The sequence below is a fragment of the Pyxidicoccus fallax genome, from assembly GCF_012933655.1.
In the GTDB taxonomy this organism is placed as follows: domain Bacteria; phylum Myxococcota; class Myxococcia; order Myxococcales; family Myxococcaceae; genus Myxococcus; species Myxococcus fallax.
This window is the reverse complement of the sequence record NZ_JABBJJ010000558.1, coordinates 1-4,795: the sequence shown is the minus strand read 5'-3', so window position 1 is coordinate 4,795 and position 4,795 is coordinate 1. Positions and strand designations below refer to the sequence as shown.

Below are 4,795 nucleotides of genomic sequence, written 5' to 3'. Positions count from 1 at the left end.
CCTCCCTGGCCGCCTGCCGCCTGGCCGCCCGGGAGACGGGCCCCCACCCCCGCTTCAGCCCAGGGTGTCGTCCCCCAGCATGTAGCGGCCGGTGCGCCAGAGGGCGGTGATGTCGTGCACGTCCAGCTCGAAGCGGGGCACCCGGATGATGGGGACGCCCGGGCAGGCGGCCTCCAACTGGGCGATGCCGGCCGCGTCCTGCTCGGCGAGGACCTGCAATTCGCGCAGCGTCTCCTCCACCTTGGCGCGGCGGGTGGGCGTCAGCGTGCCCGCGTCCGCCCACAGGGCCTCCTGGGGCAGGGGGTGCACGCGGTTGACGACCAGCGCCACCACCTCCATGCGGTGCTGCTTCAGCACGTTGTGGAAGTGGATGGCCTCGTCCATGCGCTCGGGGTGGGGGCTCGTCACCAGCACGAAGCCGGTGGACGGGTCCTCCATGAGCTTGCGCACGCCGCGGGCGCGCTCGCGGAAGCCCTCGTTCATGGAGGACAGGGCGAGCATGAAGTTGGAGAGCTCCTGCAGCATCTCCGTGCCGGTGAACTTGGCCAGCGCGCGCATGACGTAGCCGCTGCGGTTGAACAGCGACATGCCGAACTTGCCCGCCTTCAGCGCCGGGGCGAGCAGCCACTTCGCGGCTTCGTTGTCCAGGAAGTCCAGCACCCGGTTGGGCGCGTCCAGGAAGTCCAGCGCGTGCGCGGTGGGCGGCGTGTCCAGGACGATGAGGTCGTGGGCGTCGCGGCGGCGCAGCTCCCAGAGCTTCTCCATGGAGATGTACTCCTGGCTGCCGGCCAGGGCCGTGGAGAGCGACTGGTAGAAGCGGTTGGCCAGGATGCGCTCGCGCTGGTCCGGTGGAGCGACGCGGGTGATGAGGTCGTCCCACGTCTGCTTCATGTCCAGCATCATCGCGTACAGCGGCGCGCGGGCCTGGATGCCCAGGGGCTCCAGCGCGGTGGCGGGCACGCGCGTCTCCGTGTTGCCCAGCCCGGTGAGCCCCATCGAGTTGGCCAGCCGCTTCGCCGGGTCGATGGTGCACACCAGGCTGGAGCGGCCGTCCACCGAGGCGCGCAGGGCGAGCGCGGCCGCCGCCGTCGTCTTGCCCACGCCGCCAGAGCCCACGCAGATGAGGACGCGCTTGCTCGCGAGCGCGGGCGCCAGGGCCGTCTTGCTCACATCTCCCCCGTCACCAGCGGTTCGAGGTGGCCCATGACCTGTTCGATGGCGTCGCGCCCGAACTCGGGCGTGAACAGGCGGGGCACGGTGAAGACCGGGGCGTGCAGGTTGCGCTCCAGCTTGGTGCCCGCGAGCACCGCCTGCGCGGCCCGGTCATGGTGCGCCTTGGCCACGTGGTGCAGCTCCGGGTGGCCGGCCAGTGCCTCCAGGTCCGCCTCCGTGAAGCGCTCCGGGAAGGACTGGTTGAGCACCGCCGCGTGCGTGCGGATGTTCACCTTGTCACGCAGGGCGGCGTGCAGCTCCAGCGCCTCGTTCACCGGCATCTCCTCGGGTAGCGACACCAGCACCGCCGCCGTGATGGCCGGGTCCACCAGGAGGTCGCGCATCTTCAGGGCCTCGCGCGACATGGGGCCCGGGGGCACCGTCTGCACCAGCACCTGCGGCACGCTGAGGAAGGAGATGGCGTGGCCCGTGGCCGGTGCGTCCATGACGATGGTGTCGAAGCGCGGGCGCCCGTCGGGCCCCGTCTCCTGGAGGTGGTACATGATCTTCCCGAGCAGCACGAGCTCCTGCAGGGAAGGGATGAAGCGCAGGAAGTAGCGCACCAGCCGGTTCTCGAAGACCGTCTTGTAGAGGGTCTCGAAGCGCAGGACCATGAGGCCGTACTCGCGCATGGCCTCCTGGGGGCGCACGTCCACCGCCCAGAGGTTGTCCTCCAGCAGGGTGACTTCGGGTCCGGCGGGTGGGCGCTCCAGGAAGCGGCTGACGCGCTCCTGGGTGTTCACCTCGCAGACGAGCGTCTTGCGTCCGGCGCGAGCGGAGGCCAGGGCGAGGGCCGCGGCGACGGTACTCTTGCCGACCCCGCCCTTGCCGGAGACGATCCACAGACGCTTGTCGAGAAGTCCGGCCATAAGAGAGCGGCGAACCGTAGGAATCGTAACTCCTGGAGTCAACGCGTTTGGCCTCCGGTGTTGCGCTGCTTGACACGTCGCGTTGGCCCCTCACAGAGTGCGGCGTCTTTTTCCTGACTTCCCGAAGGCCGAAATACCGGCCTCGCGCGCGAGGACGCGCTTTCCCATGCTCAAGAACAACCCGGTGATGAAGAAGCTCGTGGAGACGGGCGAGGAGCGGATCGGCAAGCTGGCGCAGCAGCTCCTGTCGAACGAGAAGTTCGTGGCGGCCATCCAGATGCTGGTGGCGCGCTCGCTGGCGGCGAAGGGGACCATGGACAGCGCGCTGCGCACGGCGCTGTCGGCCATGAACCTGCCGTCCACGGCGGACCTGGAGCAGCTGCGCTCGAAGGTGGACGATTTGGAGCGGCTCCTGGCGTCCGTGGAGGGCAAGGTGGACACGCTGGTGGCGAAGGCCCAGCCGAAGAAGTAGCCCCAAGGCCATGCGGCGCATCGCGTTCATCAACGAGAAGGGCGGCACGTGCAAGACGACGCTGGCGGTGAACACCGCCGCGTGGCTGGCGCGGGAGCGCGGCCTGCGCGTGCTGCTGGTGGACCTGGATACGCAGGGCCACGCGGGCAAGGTGCTCGGGGTGGACGTGCGCACGCTGAAGCACCACGTCTTCCACCTGCTGACGGACGAGGCGGTGCGCTTCGAGGACGTCGTCCAGCGCTCGGGCGTCGAGGGCCTGGACGTGGTGCCCTCCTACAAGGAGATGGCGGACTTCCCGACGGCGGTGGCCGGGGACGCGCGCCGGGCGCACCGGCTGGCGGAGCGGCTCGAGGCCGCGCAAGCCGCGGGCTACGACGTCGTCGTGTTCGACGCGCCCCCGTCCATGGGGCTCACCACGCGCAACATCCTCGTGGCCGCCACGGAGGTGGTGGTGCCGGTGGCGCTGACGTACCTGGCGCTGGACGGCTGCGCGGAGCTGGCGGACACGGTGCGGCAGGTGGGCGAGGCGGAGGGGCGGCCGGAGCTGCGCGTCACCAAGGTGGTGCCCACGCTGTACCGGAAGACGGCGCTGGCCACGGCGATTCTCGAGCGGCTGAAGGCCTACTTCCCGGACGCGCTGGCGGCCACGCCGCTGGGCTACGACGTCAAGGTGGACGAGGCGCAGAGCCACGGGAAGACCATCTGGGAGTACGCGCCGAAGAGCCGGGGCGCCCAGATGCTGGCGGCCATCGCCGCCGAGCTCCACGGCGGGCCCGCCCCCCGGAAGCGGAGGCGGGCGCCGGAGGTGGCGTAGCGCTGACCGGGCGCTACTGCTTCTTCTGCTGCTCGTACTGCTCGAGCTTCTTCTCCAGCTCCTCGAGGCGCTGGGTGAGCGACGCCATGTCGCGGCCCAGGGCGGGGAGGTTGCCGGTGAGGTTCTCGACGACGTGCTTCACGCGCTCGTCGATCTTCCGCTGCCAGTCCTCGAAGGCGCGCTGGCTGGCCTTGAGCAGGTCGGCGGGGCTGAGGCCGGCGGCGGCCGCGGAGTCGGCGGTAGGGGCGGCGGCGGGCTGCTCGGCCTCGGCCGCCTGCTCCTCGGGCGTGCCGGCGCGGCCGCCCTCTTCACGGCGCAGGAGCTTGTCCAGGCGGGACTCGGCCTCCTCGCGGATGGAGACCACGCGCGGAGTGACTTCCTTCTGGATGAAGCCCGAGATGGACTCGCCGGGGTGGCGGATGATCTCCCGCAGCACCGACAGCGGCATCTGGTTCTTCTTCTTCTCCTCCTCGAAAATGATCTGCGCGAGCGTGACGGAGGTCAGGTCTTCCTTGGTACGATTGTCGACAATTCGTACCTCGGTTCCCTCCTTGATCATCGCGGCGATTTCATCAAGGGTGACGTAACGGCTCTCCACGGTGTCGTAGAGCTTCCGGTTCGTGTACCGCTTGATGATCTTGGGCTCCTTGCCGGGAGCGCCTGCTTGCTCGGCCTCGCTCATGTGCCTCTCCGCCCCTTTTGTTGGGCTCGACATCGAGCCACGTGCCCGCTGGATTTTCGCAGGGCGAACCTCGTAGCAGAGGGGTGGGGGTCGAGCAAGCTACGACAGCCCGGCTCGCCGCATCATCGTCCTGCCTCTATACTCGTCGTCCCTGCTGGGCTGATGAATGATCGTCAAGTGTGAACGGTGCCAGACGCGGTTCAAGATCCCCGACGAGAAGGTGACCGAAAAGGGGGTCAAGGTCCGCTGTACCAAATGCCAGAACACCTTCCGGGTCACCCGTGAGGCCAATCCGGCCGACGGGGGCATGGCGCCTGCTCCCACCGCGGCCGGCGAGGCGGACCCGTTCGCGCGTTTCGGTGTCGCCCAGGACCCCAAAGGCGTGGAGATAACGAAGCCGGGGTTCTTCGCCCAGGGAGTGGAGGCGAGCCGGCAGCCGGTCGCCAGCCCGCCCCCTTCGATGCCCTGGAACAGCATGGACGGGGACCTCGACGGCGAATCGGGGGTCTTCCGCGAGCCTACCCGGGTGGGCCCGGTGCCTTTGCCTCCCGCGGCGCGCCCGTCCGCCAGTCCCTTCGACCTGACCGGCCCCGGGGCTCCGGGGGCCGTGCCGCTGCCGTCTCCGGCGAGGGGCGCGGGGGCGCCGGCTCCAGTGACAGGCCTGTATGGCGGCGCGGTGCCTCCTCCTGCCCAGCCCCGGGATACGTCCGCGTTTGGCGGGGCCGTGCCGCTGCCAGGGGCGGGTG

The 4,795-nt window shown here is 69.9% G+C and carries 6 protein-coding genes; 3 read left to right on the top strand and 3 right to left on the bottom strand.

Annotation, left to right across the window (positions count from 1 at the left end):
• Positions 1 to 54 precede the first annotated feature (54 nt).
• On the bottom strand, positions 55 to 1,170 hold the full coding sequence (locus tag HG543_RS51475; RefSeq protein ID WP_169352331.1) for an ArsA-related P-loop ATPase: 1,116 nt from the start codon (positions 1,168 to 1,170) through the stop codon (positions 55 to 57).
• Positions 1,167 to 2,081, bottom strand: a complete 915-nt coding sequence (locus HG543_RS51470) for an ArsA family ATPase (RefSeq protein ID WP_169352330.1) — start codon at positions 2,079 to 2,081, stop codon at positions 1,167 to 1,169. Before HG543_RS51470 ends, HG543_RS51475 begins: the two co-directional genes overlap by 4 nt.
• Positions 2,082 to 2,247: 166 nt before the next feature.
• Between HG543_RS51470 and HG543_RS51465 the strand changes: the two genes are divergently transcribed.
• Together HG543_RS51465 and HG543_RS51460 are read left to right on the top strand one after the other, a co-directional pair.
• Positions 2,248 to 2,553, top strand: a complete 306-nt coding sequence (locus HG543_RS51465) for a hypothetical protein (RefSeq protein WP_169352329.1) — start codon at positions 2,248 to 2,250, stop codon at positions 2,551 to 2,553.
• 10 nt (positions 2,554 to 2,563) lie between these two features.
• Positions 2,564 to 3,367, top strand: coding sequence for a ParA family protein (locus tag HG543_RS51460; protein ID WP_169352328.1), 804 nt, complete (start codon positions 2,564 to 2,566; stop codon positions 3,365 to 3,367).
• Positions 3,368 to 3,380: 13 nt separating this feature from the next.
• Here HG543_RS51460 and HG543_RS51455 read toward each other — a convergent pair whose 3' ends face one another.
• Positions 3,381 to 4,049 carry a polyhydroxyalkanoate synthesis regulator DNA-binding domain-containing protein gene (locus HG543_RS51455; protein ID WP_169352327.1) on the bottom strand — a complete coding sequence of 223 codons (669 nt, stop codon included), beginning with the start codon at positions 4,047 to 4,049 and terminating at the stop codon, positions 3,381 to 3,383.
• Positions 4,050 to 4,215: 166 nt separating this feature from the next.
• Here HG543_RS51455 and HG543_RS51450 point away from each other — a divergent pair.
• Positions 4,216 to 4,795: zinc-ribbon domain-containing protein (locus tag HG543_RS51450; RefSeq protein WP_211194755.1), on the top strand; the 580-nt coding region annotated here is incomplete at its 3' end.